The following is a 13,535-nucleotide window of genomic DNA, read 5'->3' as shown; positions in this document are numbered from 1 at the left end:
GTGTGGGGAGCGCGTCGAGGCAGCGCCGAGCGGGACAGGAGTTGACCGATGGCACCAACTGATGACAAGCCCAATGCGTGGCAGCTCTCCGGGGACGACATCGGCAAGGATTCGCAGCACCTGACGGTGAAGCAGCAGAGTCTGCAGACGCTGGCGGGGCACGCCATCGATCTGTACGAGGTCTTCAACACCATCGAGGGTTGGACCCACTTCGTGGAGAATGTCGACGGGTTCGGAAATCTTCCGTCCGGCATCGCATTACAGGGCAAGTTCCAACGCGCGGGTCGCGATCTGAAGGATCGCGCCAAGAGCCACCAGACCATGCTCAAGGATCTGGCGCAGCAGTTCATCACCGCGGGCAAGCTGTACACCGCTGCCGAAGAGGCGAACACCTCCGGATTCGATCGGCTCCGGAATGCGCGCTCCGCCCAGCGGCACGGCAGTTGGAGCCTGCCCGCCGCCGGAGCGACGAAGATCCCGGAATGGGGCGGGAAGACCGGACGCACCGATAAGTACGGTGGGCCGCCCGCCGATCTGAAGGCTTATGCCAGCGAAAAGGACGGCCGCGACAAGACACCGGTTCGCGCGGAGCCGTCCAGCATCCTGGACTATCCGACCGCTTACAGCTGGCACCAATCCTTGATCGACGGCATGGGGAAAACCGCGGATGCGTCCGGTTACTGGCAGTCGATGGCGAACCAACTGGTGGCACCGGCCACGGATCTCGGCAACCAGATGACCACGATGCAGACCTCCGGAAGTTGGAACAGCGACGCCGCGGTCAAGGCGGCAGGTGCGGTCCAGGCGTATGTGTCCGGCGTGCAGAACATGATCGACGGCATGCAGACGATCGCAGGAAATCTCTTGGACACCTCGGGTTGGCTGTGGGCGGCGCAGGCGAATACGCCCAATATTCCGCCGGATCAGGTCGGCACCCAGTACGGGCGGGAACAGGTCGAGCAGGCCAAGCGCATCTTCCGGGACTGGTACGTACCCGGTCTCGACGCATCCAGCAATGCGATTCCGCTGATGGTGCAGCCGGTGAGCCCGGTGGTGCAGCCGGTAGCGCCGCCACCGCCGGAGAAGAAGCAGGAGACCGGCGGCGGGGGTGGCGGTGGTGGCACCGGCGGCGGCGGTGGTGGCACCGGCGGTGGATCCTCGGCCGCCCAATCGCGGGCAGCCCAGCAGGCGCTCGCCGCGCAGCGCCAGGCAAGTGAACAGGCCCAGAAGACGGCTGCTGACCAGCAACGACAGCTCGAGGCGCAGCGCCAGCAGGCGCAGCAGGAGGCCGCGCAGCGCCAGGCCCAACAGGAACAGCAAGCCGCGCAACAGCGCGCTCAGCAAGCTGCGCAGCAGGCGGCCGATCAAGCGAAACAGGCTGCGGAACAGGGTTTGCAGGGTGCCAAACAAGCGATGGATCAGGCATCGCAGGCCGCCGCTCAGCAAGCAGCCGCCTCGGCGGCCAAGGACATGCAGTCGGCCGGACTGGCCGGTCTGCCGTCCGCGCTGTCGTCGGCGTTGGGCAAGGATGCGCTCAAGGCGGGCAGCGGCGGTGCCGGCGCGGGCAAGGGCGGTGGTCTCGGTGGCGGTGCGGGCAGCGGTGCCGGCGCGAGTCTTTCACCCAACAGCCTGCAGAATTCGAAGCTGTTCCCGCGTGCGGTCGCCGATGCGGCCGGGGTCGCGGCGGCGAGCCGGGCCGGCCTTGCCACCGCGGGCCAGCCGGGCTCGCCCGGCGGTATGGGCCCCGCGGGTCACGGTGCTGGTCAAGGACAGGGCAAGGAGCACAAGCGCGCCTCCTACCTCGACTCGGTCGAGCACATCGAGGAGGCGCTCGGCGACGCGCCGGTCGTCGTCAAACCTGTTGTCGAGCAATGAGTCGCACCTGGAAATTCACCGACCTCGAATTCATCGTCCAGTGGGAGGCGCTGAAGCAGGACTATCTGCCGGAACCATTCGTGTACACCTGTCGTACCTGGGTGAACGAGGATTACGTCCAGGAACAGCAGGATGCGCTGGCAAGACTGCGGCGCTGCGGGGATCGGTCGTTCGACGATGTGCTGGACGTTCTCGCCTTCCCGGACCTGCGCATTATCGCCGAGGGCTACGACCCGGCGGATCCGTGGAACCGGGAGGTTCCGGTTCGGCTGCACGGTGTCCGTCGCGGTGACCGCGGCTATGTCTTCTCCGAGGTCTCCGGCGAAACATACTGGCATTCAGGTGGTTTCACTGTTGTCGAATGCGATGCGGTCGATCTGGCCGGCGCGATCGTGCGAGCGCTGCCGCAGGTCGAACCGGGGACTCGCGCCGCCGTTGTGCTGTCCACCCAGGACGAGGGCGACGGCCTGGACTACTCGCTCGGCCGGTCCGCGGTGCACGATTCCTTCGACGATTCGATCGCCGACCGCTCCGCGGAGTTCTTGGCGTTGCCGACATCCTGCACCGGGACGATCGATGTGATCCAGGGGCGTTCGCGCTTCGGACCGCGCGGGATCACTCGACATCGGCTGCAGTGGCGCGATATTCGCGATGACGGCCGCTATGCGATCGATGACCAGACACCTCCGGTCGCGAGGGGCATCGACGCGAAACACCTGACGGTGCTGATCAATACGCGGGTCGCGGAGGTGGTCCGCGCGATCAAGGACGAGCGGGTCTGACCCGCACCGGCTTCGGTGATTCGGAGGTACACCGTGAATGATCAGCAGCAGGAACCGGTCGAATGGACCGCGACCTCCCGCAGCGGCGCGATTTCGGTACGCACCACCGAACAGGGCCTGCCCCTCGGTATTTCGATCGAGCCCACCGAGTTGAGGCGAGATCCGCAGGGTTTGGCGGCGGAGGTGCTGCGGCTGTGCAAGCAGGCGGCCAACCGGGCCGGAATGGCGCGCAGGGCGGAGTTGGCGGCGGCCGGAGTGCCCGCGGACATGTTGGCGCTGGCCGGTTTGCCGACCGCGGAAGATGTGGCGCGCCAAGAGTTTGCCGAGGAGCAGGACTACGAGACCGAGCCGGACAGTTGGTTGCGCGAGGTGTAGTCGCTGTTTGTGCGAGAGGAGCTTTCGGCATGTACGAGTCCATGGATGAACTGATGGCCAGTGTGCAGCGGCGGCTGTACCGGATTCGGGATCTGACCGACGATATGGCCGGGGTGCGCGGCCGGGAGAGCGCGCAGGACGGCTCCATCACCGTCGAGGTCGACGGCAACGGCGCGCTGCTGGATCTGCAATTTTCCCAAGCGGTTTCGACGATGACGCCAGCCGAGTTCGAGTCGACGTTGGTGGCGACCGCGGCCGCCGCGGTGCGCCGCGCCTTCGAACGCCGTAGCGAACTGGTCATCGCGTTCAACGAGGAAGTTGCCGACTAGACACCCGACGTTCATTCGGTCCCCGTAGAACTTTTGTCAAGAACCTTAAGTTTGTGCAAATTTGCTTTCGGGCCTTGCACTCTGATTGATAGGTTCTATGAGTTGGTCAATTGCATTACTGGATCGGGGAATACGATGAGCGATGTCGTAGCAACACCTGATGCGATTCGCGCGTACGGGGACGCGGCGGTAGCGATGGCGACCGGGGTGGCAACCGCAGGAGCGTTCGATCAGGTGGCAACCGTCGCGGCGGCCGCGCCGGTCTTCGGCTTGATCGGACAGGACTTTCTGATGGCCTTCGCGTACGCGCAGGCCAATCACGTGAGTTCGGTGTTCGAATTGGCCGGTGTGCACGCGGGTACCGCGCTGACCGCGCACCAGGGCGCTGCGGCGTACGAGGCGGCCGAGGCGGCATCCGGTACCGAATTCGGCGCTGCTGGCGTCTGATAATGAACGCGCCGCTAGAACCATCGATCGTCGATCTGCTGCGCGGCAGTGCCCTTGCGCCGCTGGTGGATCGCCCGGTCAACGATATTTTGAAGGATATGGGCCTCGGGCCCCTGCCCGACCTGTCCGGCCTGCCGCCGCTGCCCCAAATGCCACCGTTGCCGGTGCTCGATCTGGCCGCGCTGGCCCGGCCGCTCACCGATATGGCAAGCGGTTTCGGCACGGGAGCGCTCGGCGCGAGCGCGGGCGGTGGACCCGATCCGACCAAGGTGCTCTCCGATACCGCCCAGGCCGCACAGACCGCGATCCAACTCGGCACCCAGGCACTGCAGACCGTGATGTCGCTGTGGCAGGGATTGGCCGCCATGCAGGCGGCGAACAAGGCCGGGCAGGCCGCGGACAACGGCGCGGAACTGGCCACCCAGAGCGCACAGGAGAAGGCGACGCTGGTCGGCGGCGCGACCTCGGTGGCGACCGGCGGCGCATTGCTCGCGGCCGTCATCGCCAAATACCTGGCCACGGTGACCGCGGCCTCGCCGTGGCTGGCCACCGGTGGCGGCCAAGCGTTCATCGCGGCCGCGACGGTAGAGGCGATCACCGAGGGCGTCGCGGTGGTGACCAAGACGCGGATCGAAATGACCGCGCATTCGGCGAATATGACTGCGGCCGGCAAGAAGGTCAAGGTCACCAACGCCCCCAAGGGCGTCGACTCGATGCAGCAGGTGATGCAGATGCTGACCCCGCTGATGACCATGGCGCAGACCGGCGCGCAGACGCTCACCCAGGTGGCGACCCAGAGCGCGACACAGGCCCAGAAATTGCAGGCCGACACCATCGCGAAACAAGAGCAGGAACGCGAGGCCAAGGAGCGGGAAGAGGTCGAGCGCACCGGCGGTGGCGGCGCGGGTGGCGGCGGTGGTGGTGTCGGTGTCGGCGGAATCGGCGCGGCACCGATCACCACGCCACTGAGTCCCTGGAGCGGTCCGCGCGCCGCCGGACTCAGCGGTGTCGCCGGTTTCGGCGCATCCGGAAGTGGTTCCGCCGCAGTCGAACCCGCCGCCGCGGTGCGCGGTGCGACCGGCGCTCCCGGTAGTCCCGGCATGATGCCCTACGGCGCGGCCGGTGCGGCCGGTGCGCGTGGCGCCGGGGATGCGGGCGGCGATATGCCGAGCTTCCTGGTCAACGCCGAACACGGCGAAGAGGTCGTCGGTCCGATCGAAGGGGTCTCGCTGCCGGTGGTCGGCGCGGCCGAACAAATTTCGGAGCCACCACCCGATAAGGAACTCACCCTCTAACGGTTCAGGAGGTTGCCATGGCAAGCGGCGGTACGGATTTCGATGGTGTGCTGTTCGATCCGGCGGCGGCCCGCGACGCAGCCGCCCGGCTGGACGGGCTGGCGGCCCGTTTGGAGGCGGAGTTGCGAGAGGGCTCGCCCGCGCTGACGGTGCCGCCGGCCGGTGCCGACGAGGTGTCGGTGCGCGCGGCGCAGACGATGAGCGGTGTCGCGGACTCCTACGGACAGAGCGCGGCCGCCGGAATCGTGGAACTGCGCAAACTGGCCGCGACACTGCGCTCGCAGGCCACGCAATTCGGTCGCGCCGAGAACGATAGCGTCGGCGATTTCGGCATCCCCGGCGCGGCCTGAGACAACATCGAAAACGACACGGAGCAACAATGATCGAACCACCGCAGCCCGGTTTCACCGGTGTGGTCTGGGACGCGCGCGAGCCCGATCGGCTGGCGCGCGAACTGTCCACCGGTCCCGGCGCGGTACCGATGGCCGAGGCCGGTGCCGCGTGGACCCGGTTGGCCGCCGGTTTCGGTACGGCGGTTGCCGAATACGACATGATCGTCGCGTCGATGCGTGGTGCGTGGCAGTCCACCACGAGTGGTCCCGTGCTGGACCGGATCTCGATGCTGCGCGACTGGCTCGCCGATGCCGCGACGGCCGCTGGCAATAACGCGGTGCGCGCCGAAACCCAGGCCGCCGCCTATGAATTGGCGCGGCTGACCATGCCGCACAGCGCCGAGATCGCGGCCATCCAGGCCGTACAGCGCATGCTCGAATCGATCGGCGGCGCACTCGGTGCACCGATCAAGGCGGTGGCGGCCGATGCCGATACCGACGCCGATATGGCGAAGGCGGCCGCCTCACGCGTGATGCAGACCTATGAGGCGGCCACCGAACCGCTTGCGGCACCGTGGATTCAGCAGGAACCGCCGGTGATCGCATCGCCCGCGGCACTGGCGGCCGAGGAGGCGAGTGCGACGGTATCCGCGGAGTCGGCCATGTCCGGCATGCCCGCAATACCCGCGGTCACGCCCGGCATGTTCATGCCGGGCGGAATCGGTGCCATTGCGGCATCCGCGAAACTGCAGCCCTATCGCGCGCCGGTATTCACCGAAGCCCCCCAACCGGTGGAAGTGACGACACCGCAACCGGTTTCGACAGCCAGCACCGCGAGTTCCAGTGCATTGCCCATGGTTCCGGGTGCGATGGGGGCGGCCGGGTCGGGTGACGACGAGGAGTACGCACCGCGCGCGAGTGTGGTGACCGGCGACGCCATCGGCGCCGACCTCGGTATCGTCTCCGCCCCGGCCGTACTCGGCGCGCCGGAAGCGCCCGCCACGGCGACCGGTCGGACGGCCTCGGGAGGTGCCGGATGACCACCATGACCAACGACGGCCTGCTCGTGGTCGCCGAACGGCTCGGCGTGCAAACCCTGCCGCTGGTGCTGTCGGTTGGGCCGCAACAGGATTCGATTGATGCATGGGCCGAGGCGCAGCACCGCGCGCGGACCGAACTGGTCGGCGCCGGCGTACTCGATACCGAGGGCGATGTCGAACCCGAACTGGCCGAGGCCATGTTCACGCTGGCCCAGCCCGATCGAGAGCTGGTGGCCCGGATCTACCGGACCGCGCCCGACGCGACGCCCGCGGTGACCCGAATCTGCCTGGCGCGGCGCGGCGAACACCATGCCGTGGCGGTGCGCACCGGCGACACCTTCGATGTGCGCAGCGTATGGGCGGACGGATCGGGCGGGGCGCTGATGCGGCCGCTACTCGATGCGCTCGGCCCCGCGACGCCCGCGGAGGTCGTCAATTTCAGCGCGCTGTCGAGCGAACTGAGCGAGCGGCTCGCGGCGGCGCGGACCTCTGCGGACTACGCGGACGCGGTCTATGCCCTCGGCGTCGCCGATCGCGACGCCACCGCCTATGGGCTGGCCTTCGCCGCCTGCCACAGCTTCGCCGAGATCGTGGCCTACGCCCATCTCGACGGCACCACCACCCGGCCGCCCGGTGCGGTCGCGGTCTATGACACCGGACGCGGTCGCATTGTGGCCGCGCCCGGTATTGCTGCGGATCAGCAGGTCTGGTCCACGGTGACACCGGGCACCGATCACCGTATCGCGCAAGCGATTTCGGCATTGATCGAATCTCTGCCCGGGGGAAGGTGGCTTCCGCAGTAAACCTTCCGGCGATGTCACCCGACATCGTTTCCGGGCATTGGAATCACTACAGGAGAGGGTGTCCACGATGAGTGGTGAAGGTGTACACGTAGACGAGGCGACCGCGAAGAAGGCCGAGGAGTTCATGGCCGCGGCGGTCGACAACATGCAGCGCACGCTGAAGAAGATCGACGACGAGGTCGCCGCGGCGACCCACTGGGAAGGCGATGCGAAGGCGGCGTTCGTCGCGGCCTCCACCAACTGGGCCCAGCACTCCCAGGAGCTGCACAAGAAGCTCAACGCCATTACCGAGCAGGTCGGTCACGGTACCCAGCAGTACATCCAGATGGAGCAGGAGAACCAAGAGGGCTTCCAGCACATCAGCCTGTAATCAGCTGCGCCGCAACAATAATCAGTCTTCGAATCGGAGGAACTCATCATGTCGACGATGGCATACGCCAAGGGCCCGATGATGGCCCTGTTCAACGACCTGGTCACACTGCACGGCGACCTGGTCAAGTACGGCAGCGATATGGAGGACGCGGGCGGCGTGCTCAAGGTGGCGTGGGAGGGCAACGTGGCCCACGCCAGCTTCAAGACCGTCTACGACGCCTGGCACAACGAGTACGGCGACACGCTCACCTCGCTCAACAATGTCGCGGCGGCCGTGGAGAACTCGCTGCAGCGCGCGCTGGGCACCGACGGCAAGATCGGTGACGGCTTCGGGGCCTGAGTCCGCTCGATAGGGCCGTAGCGATCGCTTGCGGGTCGCTCGAAAAGGTCAGCTATCCGGCCGGTCCGCCAGCGCTGCGCTCGCGGACCGGCCGGATTCCGTTCGGGGTCACCGTGGGAGCGGGGTTACCGCGCCGCGGTGAGGGATTCGCCGATGTAGCGCATTTCGTCGGGGGTGGTGACCATATTGACCGTCGCACTCGCCGTCGAGGTTCGCACCGTGATCAGGTTGGGAGCCGAAATATCCTGTACCAGAACGATATCGGCATCGAATTGGCCATCCGGCTGCTCGGGCGCACGGACGTGCACGATGGTCGCGCCACCGGTCAACGCGGTGGGTGCGATGCCATCGAACACCACGACGGTCGCGTTGAGAAGGGATCCGCCGCCCGGCTGCGGTGGCACGCTGTGCTGCCCCGCACCGGCGAACCGCGGTGCGAGCGAAAGCGAATGCGGCGCCCCGACATTCGCGACCATCGACTGCCAGGCTTCGGGCCGGTCGGTGTGCACGATGGTGTGCGCGCCGAGCGCGATCGCGCGCAGGATCACCTGCTGGGCCAGATCCAGCCGCCCGATGACCTCGAGATGCCGGGTGCCGTCGCCGATCAGCGGCACCGCGATGCCCTGACCGGCATTGTCGGCGCCGATCAGCTGACCGCATCCGGCGGTCGGTACCGCGATACCGTCGAGCGCGGCGAGTGGGCCACGGTAGTCGCCCCCGCTATCGCCGTCGCGGCGGGCGGTGCGGGCGGGCAGGCTGTCCAGCAGGGCGCGGAACTGTTCACCCGGCAGGGTGCGCAGTCCGTGCACCGGCGGCTCGCCCGGTTCGGCAACGGTATCGAAGCGGACCAGCGCACCCAGTGTGATCGGCGGGGAGGTGGACTCGCGCCCATCGCCGGGCCGTCGCGCACCGGGCCGCAGGCGCACGGTCACCGTGGTGGTCAGGCTCGGGGTGGCCCAGATATCGGCGAAGCCGCGCGATCCGATGAGCTCCGGGCCGATCTCGTAGCTCGTGAGGTGAATGCCCTGGTGCACCAGCGACTTCGGGGTTTCGGCGAAGGCGTCCAATGCGATGCCGCGGGTGAGTTGGCGCACGGCGCTGTTCATTTCGGTGGCGGTCAGCACCGATACCGAGATATCGCGGGCGGCCAGTCGATTGGCCACCCGGCGGGTCGCGATGATCGCGGTGCGCAGCGCGCCGGCGCCGCCACCGCCGCGATTGCCGACGGCCTCGGCATTGGCGAGCGGATCCAGCCGCAGCACCAGCCAGACCGTGCGATGCGCGATGGCGGGCAGTGGGCCGAGGATGCGGTCGTAGAGCTGGGCCACCGGGCCGCCGCCCGCGGTCCGCGCGCCGGTGCTGATCACATCGATCGAGGCCAGGTTGATATCGAATTGACTGAGGCAGCGTCCGATTTCGGTGAGCGGAAGCACCTGGTCGGTGGACAGCGAGCCACGCCGCAGCAGGGTGAGCGCATCCGGCGGCGGGTCGATGCGCAGCATGGTGAGCAGCAGGTTGCCATCCCAGCGCACGCCGTAACTGCCGCCCTCGGGCAGTGGTACGTCGAAGGCGGCCTGGCCGGTATCGGCGGGGCCGGGCCGGGTGCGCCGCCACCGGAATGCGATCGCCCGCGCCAGCATTCCGGCGATATTGCGTGGCTCACGTCGCCGCACCGGTACCGCGCCGAGAATGAGGACAATCGCGCCGACGGCAATGACGGCCGCGGTCGGCGCATGGCAGGCGGCGGTGATCCAGGCCGCGGTCGCGGCGAACAGTGCGAGCGGAATCATGAGTCGCAAAGGGATTTGGCGCAGCAGCCAGAATTCCGGATCACGCAGCGTTGTGTGCGTTGTGTTCACGGAGTTTTCGTTTCCGGTTTCTTTACGGTTCTTCGCTCCGGAGTCGGTATCGCGTTTGTTCACAGCCCCGTCCACGATAATCGGACCAGTATTGCGATAACACTACCGTGCCGCATGCTAGTTGGTTGGCGCAGTGACGGTTTGCTGAATTGTCGCTGGATTGACATGGACGCGCCGAACGATACTGTAAATATCCTGTTCCTTCCGTAGTCCGATGGAGACCATGTGCCTGCTCAGCTGACCACCAAGGCTCAGGTCAACGGCTACCGTTTTCTGCTGCGACGGCTCGATCACGCACTGGTCCGCCGCGATATCCGGATGCTGCACGATCCCATGCGATCTCAGCTGCGTTCGATGCTCGTCGGCGCGGTGTTCGGCCTGCTCGTGGTGGCCGGCGCGGCCATCTTGGCGTTCCTGCGCCCACAGGGCGCGATCGGCGACGCGAATATCGTGATCGGCAAGGACAGCGGTGCCCTGTATGTGGTGGTGGCCGAATCCGAGGACAAGAAGGACGACAAGCGCCTGCATCCGGTGCTCAACCTGGCCTCGGCCCGGCTGATCAGCGGTAGCAACGAATCACCCAAATCGGTGAAGGACGCCAAGCTTTCGTCGCTGCCGCGCGGCCCGATGCTCGGCATTCCCGGCGCGCCCGCCGCACTGCCCGGTTCGCGGCAGGGCGGTCGTTCCGACTGGTCGCTGTGCGAGACGGTGCAGCTCTCGGTCACCGGCAGCGCGGCCGCGGCCACCGGCGTCGAAACCACGATTTTCGCGGGCAAACCCCAACTGGACGAACGCGTTCGGGCTCTCGGCCCCTCGGACGCGCTGCTGGTGCGGCGCAATGACAAGACCTATCTGATCTACGACGGCAAACGCGCGGAGGTCGACCCCACCAACTCGGTGCTGACCCGTTCGCTGAATCTGGCCGGACTCAAGCCACGGCCGGTCGGCACCGGCATGCTCGATGCCGCGATCGCGGTTCCGCCGCTGGCCGTGCCGGATATTCCGCAGGCTGGACAGCCCGGTCCGGCAAAGCTTTCCGATGTGCCGGTCGGCGGTGTCATCGTCGTCGGCGGTATGGGCCGCACCGATCAGTCCCAGCTGTACCTGGTGCTCGCCGACGGCGTGCAGCCGATCACCGATTTCGCCGCACAGGTCGTTCGCACCGCGAATTCCCAGGGCATGCGCGAGATCAAGGCGGAGCCGCCGGACGTGCTGACGAATATGCCGGTGCTGCACCGGCTCGCCCTCGACCACTTCCCGGTGAGCACCCCGAAGATCCTGTCCGCCGAGGATGCCCCGGTCACCTGTCTGAGCTGGGCGAAGGGACGCGCGCCCGATAGCGACGCGAACGAAAGTCCCACCGACCGTGCGGTGGTCAGCCTGCTCGCGGGCAACCGCGTGCCGCTGTCCGGTTCGGCCGAGCCGGTGACCCTCGCAACCTCGGATGGGACCGGCGATCGGGTCGATTCCGCGTATATCCCACCGGCTTCGGGTGAGTTCGTTCAGATAACCGGAACGGAGCCGGGCAGTCTGCGCCGCGGCGGCCTGTTCTATGTGGCGGACAACGGAATCCGCTACGGCATCCCGGACGTCGCGACCGCGAAGGTGCTCGGCCTGAGCGATGAGCCCCGGCTGGCCCCCTGGTCGATCATCGGCCAACTGGTGCCGGGACCGACGCTGTCCAAGAACGACGCCCTGGTCAAGCACGACATCCTGCCCGTCGGAAACTGATCGCGGCCCTGACATTCCAGGTCACGGCCGGGTACGCCGAGTCAGCTCCTAGACGCCGAGCGAGGCGAGCACACTGCTGAGGGCCGCCTGCATATCCGGCGCCTCGATCCGCATCAGCACCGTCTCGTCCACCGCGCTCAGATCCAGCGAATCGTCATTGGCCAGCCGGAACTCGCGTTCCTCCTCGGCGGATTCGATGATGTTGCGCACGAAGCGACCGTTGCCCGCGAGATCGATGCCACGGCGCGGCTGACCGCTCTGATCGACGCGCTCGGCCTCGTACAGCCGCCCGCACGCCTCGATCAGCAATTCCATTGCCCCGTCGGACAACTCCGAATCCCGCGAGCGCGCGATGAGGCTGCCGATCTGGCCGAGTTCGGTCGGGGTATAGGACGGGAACTGCAGCCGTTTGGCGAATCGGGACGCCAGACCGTCGTTCGCGGCGAGCAGTCGGTCGATCTCGCCGTCATAGCCCGCGATGATCACGACCAGCCGGTCACGATCGTTCTCCATGCGGGCCAGCAGGGTGTCCACCGCCTCGCGGCCGAAGGCGTCGCCGCCCTGTAGGCCGGTCTGGATCAGCGTGTACGCCTCGTCGATGAACAGCACACCGTCCATGGCGGTATCGATCAACTTGTCGGTCTTGATGGCGGTGCCGCCGAGATTCTGGCTGACGAAGTCGACTCGCTTGGCCTCGACGACCTTATCGGTCTTGAGAAGTCCGACACCACAATAGATTTTGGCTACCACCCGGGCGATGGTGGTCTTACCGGTGCCGGGCGGTCCGGTGAACGCCAGGTGGTTGCCGCGAGCCATGCTCGCCATGCCTTTCTCGGCCCGGATCTTGGCCAGCTGTGCGGTCGCCTGCAGCTTCGCCACCTGCGTTTTCACCGATTCGAGGCCGATCTGCCTATCCAGTTCGGCGCGCGCCTCGGCCAGAATCTTCTTCGCGCGGTCCTCGGCATCGGCGCTCTGCATCGCTTCGACCGAGGGCGCCGACGCCGGATCCCAGCGGTTGGTGCGCGCATCGATGGATTCCTTGCTGGTCACCGTGAGCCGGTAGGTGCGATCGCGCATCGCGGCGGTATTCGCGGCGAAATCCGGTGCCTGCGAATACACCTTCTCGAACAGGGCCTGTGCCTCGGCCTCCTTGCCGGTCTCGCGCAGGCACAGGCCGCGGCAGAACATGGCGGTCGTGCGCGCCGCCGGGATCGGTCCCGCTTCGGCCTGCTCCATGCGCCGGATGGCCTCGCCGAACAGACCGAGCTGGGCGCAGGCCGAACCGACCATCACATGTGCGCCCGCCGCCAGATACGGATCGTCCCACTCGGCGGATCCGGCGAGTACGGCCATCACATCCGGCCAGCGCTGGGTGTTGAAATGCAGTACGCCACGGATATACGCGCAGATCCGATCGTCGATTTCGCGATCGGTATCGGAGAGCATCGAGGCGCGGTGCGTGGCGAGTTCGTCGAGCACGCGTTCGGCCTCGTCGTACTCCTTCTCCGAGATCAGCTGCGCCGCTTGGGCCAGCCAGATCTCGGTGTAGCTGGCCAGGGGATAGTCGATGTACAACCCGGCGAGGAAGCGTCCGGCCAGTGCCCGCTGCGGCAGTCCGAGCCGGCGCTGCTCGCGATAAAGCGTTGTCGCACTGTTCTTGTACAGGTTGTAGAGCACCTCGGTGGTGACCTCACCCGCCGCGGCCCGGCCCAGCCAGGCGTCGCACATGGTCGGATCCCACTCGGTGGCGCGCTGGAACGCCAGTTTCGCGTACTCGAGATCGCGAGCCGATTCCTGTCCGTCGATAGTCAGGCCCAGCGACAGGATTCCGGCGTCGAAGGCCCGTTGTGCTTGGCGGTTGCCGGTCATTGCTGTCAAACCCCGAAGTCTTGGTTGGAGCTATCTATTTCGGTACGCGATTGGCCGCGTTCATCTTCCGACCAGCTTAGCGATCG

The 13,535-nt window shown here is 67.0% G+C and carries 14 protein-coding genes; 12 read left to right on the top strand and 2 right to left on the bottom strand.

The genetic code is table 11. The features are described 5' to 3' along the window. The first annotated feature begins 48 nt into the window (after positions 1–48). From ACQP2D_RS39210 to ACQP2D_RS39160, 11 genes are all read left to right on the top strand, one after another. Positions 49–1,875, top strand: a complete 1,827-nt coding sequence (locus ACQP2D_RS39210; protein ID WP_433680945.1) for a hypothetical protein — start codon at positions 49–51, stop codon at positions 1,873–1,875. Further along, a complete protein-coding gene (locus ACQP2D_RS39205) occupies positions 1,872–2,657 on the top strand; it encodes an ESX secretion-associated protein EspG (protein WP_433680944.1) in 786 nt (261 codons plus the stop codon). Before ACQP2D_RS39210 ends, ACQP2D_RS39205 begins: the two co-directional genes overlap by 4 nt. Positions 2,658–2,690: 33 nt before the next feature. Continuing rightward, positions 2,691–3,032 (top strand): hypothetical protein, encoded by a 342-nt coding sequence (locus ACQP2D_RS39200; protein WP_433680943.1) that lies wholly within the window; start codon positions 2,691–2,693, stop codon positions 3,030–3,032. A gap of 29 nt (positions 3,033–3,061) precedes the next feature. Then, positions 3,062–3,361: a YbaB/EbfC family nucleoid-associated protein gene (locus ACQP2D_RS39195; RefSeq protein WP_433680942.1), complete on the top strand. Its 300-nt coding sequence runs from the start codon at positions 3,062–3,064 to the stop codon at positions 3,359–3,361. 135 nt (positions 3,362–3,496) lie between these two features. Further along, on the top strand, positions 3,497–3,808 hold the full coding sequence (locus ACQP2D_RS39190; RefSeq protein ID WP_433680941.1) for a type VII secretion target: 312 nt from the start codon (positions 3,497–3,499) through the stop codon (positions 3,806–3,808). Between the two features lie 2 nt (positions 3,809–3,810). Continuing rightward, the gene (locus ACQP2D_RS39185) at positions 3,811–5,103 is read left to right on the top strand and encodes a hypothetical protein (RefSeq protein ID WP_433680940.1); all 1,293 of its coding nucleotides are present in this window, start codon (positions 3,811–3,813) and stop codon (positions 5,101–5,103) included. Positions 5,104–5,120: 17 nt separating this feature from the next. Beyond that, positions 5,121–5,453 carry a PE family protein gene (locus tag ACQP2D_RS39180; RefSeq protein ID WP_433680939.1) on the top strand — a complete coding sequence of 111 codons (333 nt, stop codon included), beginning with the start codon at positions 5,121–5,123 and terminating at the stop codon, positions 5,451–5,453. Positions 5,454–5,482: 29 nt separating this feature from the next. Then, positions 5,483–6,475, top strand: coding sequence for a PPE domain-containing protein (locus ACQP2D_RS39175; RefSeq protein WP_433680938.1), 993 nt, complete (start codon positions 5,483–5,485; stop codon positions 6,473–6,475). Further along, positions 6,472–7,278 (top strand): ESX secretion-associated protein EspG, encoded by an 807-nt coding sequence (locus tag ACQP2D_RS39170; protein WP_433680937.1) that lies wholly within the window; start codon positions 6,472–6,474, stop codon positions 7,276–7,278. Before ACQP2D_RS39175 ends, ACQP2D_RS39170 begins: the two co-directional genes overlap by 4 nt. A 67-nt stretch (positions 7,279–7,345) precedes the next feature. Then, positions 7,346–7,648, top strand: a complete 303-nt coding sequence (locus ACQP2D_RS39165; RefSeq protein ID WP_433680936.1) for a WXG100 family type VII secretion target — start codon at positions 7,346–7,348, stop codon at positions 7,646–7,648. A gap of 48 nt (positions 7,649–7,696) precedes the next feature. Beyond that, positions 7,697–7,990: a hypothetical protein gene (locus tag ACQP2D_RS39160; RefSeq protein ID WP_433680935.1), complete on the top strand. Its 294-nt coding sequence runs from the start codon at positions 7,697–7,699 to the stop codon at positions 7,988–7,990. Between the two features lie 125 nt (positions 7,991–8,115). Here ACQP2D_RS39160 and eccE read toward each other — a convergent pair whose 3' ends face one another. Continuing rightward, the gene (eccE, locus tag ACQP2D_RS39155) at positions 8,116–9,849 is read right to left on the bottom strand and encodes a type VII secretion protein EccE (protein WP_433680934.1); all 1,734 of its coding nucleotides are present in this window, start codon (positions 9,847–9,849) and stop codon (positions 8,116–8,118) included. A 225-nt stretch (positions 9,850–10,074) separates the two neighbouring features. Between eccE and eccB the strand changes: the two genes are divergently transcribed. After that, positions 10,075–11,580, top strand: a complete 1,506-nt coding sequence (gene eccB / locus ACQP2D_RS39150; RefSeq protein WP_433680933.1) for a type VII secretion protein EccB — start codon at positions 10,075–10,077, stop codon at positions 11,578–11,580. A gap of 48 nt (positions 11,581–11,628) precedes the next feature. On the opposite strand, the gene eccA is transcribed toward eccB, so the two are convergent. After that, positions 11,629–13,449, bottom strand: a complete 1,821-nt coding sequence (gene eccA, locus ACQP2D_RS39145; RefSeq protein ID WP_433685900.1) for a type VII secretion AAA-ATPase EccA — start codon at positions 13,447–13,449, stop codon at positions 11,629–11,631. Positions 13,450–13,535 lie beyond the last annotated feature (86 nt).

It is taken from the genome of Nocardia sp. CA-119907, from assembly GCF_050955995.1.
Classification (GTDB): domain Bacteria; phylum Actinomycetota; class Actinomycetes; order Mycobacteriales; family Mycobacteriaceae; genus Nocardia.
Note: the sequence above shows the minus strand (reverse complement) of the source record. Positions and strands in the feature narration are given on the sequence as shown.

Coding starts and splice junctions, on each gene's coding strand:
- ACQP2D_RS39210 (WP_433680945.1), top strand. CDS start 49: ATGGCACCAACTGATGACAAGCCCAATGCGTGGCAGCTCTCCGGGGAC.
- ACQP2D_RS39205 (WP_433680944.1), top strand. CDS start 1,872: ATGAGTCGCACCTGGAAATTCACCGACCTCGAATTCATCGTCCAGTGG.
- ACQP2D_RS39195 (WP_433680942.1), top strand. CDS start 3,062: ATGTACGAGTCCATGGATGAACTGATGGCCAGTGTGCAGCGGCGGCTG.
- ACQP2D_RS39190 (WP_433680941.1), top strand. CDS start 3,497: ATGAGCGATGTCGTAGCAACACCTGATGCGATTCGCGCGTACGGGGAC.
- ACQP2D_RS39185 (WP_433680940.1), top strand. CDS start 3,811: ATGAACGCGCCGCTAGAACCATCGATCGTCGATCTGCTGCGCGGCAGT.
- ACQP2D_RS39180 (WP_433680939.1), top strand. CDS start 5,121: ATGGCAAGCGGCGGTACGGATTTCGATGGTGTGCTGTTCGATCCGGCG.
- ACQP2D_RS39175 (WP_433680938.1), top strand. CDS start 5,483: ATGATCGAACCACCGCAGCCCGGTTTCACCGGTGTGGTCTGGGACGCG.
- ACQP2D_RS39170 (WP_433680937.1), top strand. CDS start 6,472: ATGACCACCATGACCAACGACGGCCTGCTCGTGGTCGCCGAACGGCTC.
- ACQP2D_RS39165 (WP_433680936.1), top strand. CDS start 7,346: ATGAGTGGTGAAGGTGTACACGTAGACGAGGCGACCGCGAAGAAGGCC.
- ACQP2D_RS39160 (WP_433680935.1), top strand. CDS start 7,697: ATGTCGACGATGGCATACGCCAAGGGCCCGATGATGGCCCTGTTCAAC.
- eccA (WP_433685900.1), bottom strand. CDS start 13,449: ATGACCGGCAACCGCCAAGCACAACGGGCCTTCGACGCCGGAATCCTG.